At 70.6% G+C, this 490-nt stretch carries 1 protein-coding gene; it reads right to left on the bottom strand.

Going from position 1 to position 490, the window contains the following annotated elements; all coding sequences use genetic code 11:
• Positions 1-187: 187 nt before the first annotated feature.
• Positions 188-490, bottom strand: a 303-nt coding sequence (locus E4T88_RS18860) for a hypothetical protein (RefSeq protein ID WP_221411813.1), incomplete at its 5' end; no start/stop codon positions are given.

Genomic DNA, 490 nt, shown 5'->3' with positions numbered 1-490 from the left:
CAGGGGTCTTGATCGTGCGTTGCTGGAGCATCCGCCGATTTTAGGTGGCGGCTCCCATCCCTGTGCGCATCCATGGCTATGGCTTCCATAGCGCAGAGGTCACCAACGGAAACAAAAAGGCCGCCCGGCTCCCGGAAAGGAGCGGAGCGGCCAGCGGCGACCCGAGGACAAGCCCCAGGGGGGCCGATCAGTCGGCCTGCTTGCGGAGGAACGCGGGGATTTCGAGATCGTCCATGCCGCCCGAGGACAGCGCGTCCACGCGGGCCGCGGCCTGCGTGCGGTTGGTGCGCCAGACGCTGGGCACCGCCATGTTGCCGTAGTCGGTCTGCGAAGCCGCGCCGCCGCCCACGAGGCCGCTGGCCACGCCCACGGTCGCGCCCGAGATCGGCACCTGGTAGGCGAGGTTGTCGGTGCCGGTGCGCAGGCCGCCCTGCACCACCGAGATCGGCTGGCGACGCGCGTTGGCGCGCGACAGGCCGGTGGCCACCAC

This window comes from Dysgonomonas mossii (genome assembly GCF_004569505.1).
Classification (GTDB): domain Bacteria; phylum Bacteroidota; class Bacteroidia; order Bacteroidales; family Dysgonomonadaceae; genus Dysgonomonas.
This window is presented reverse-complemented; position numbering and strand designations above follow the sequence as displayed.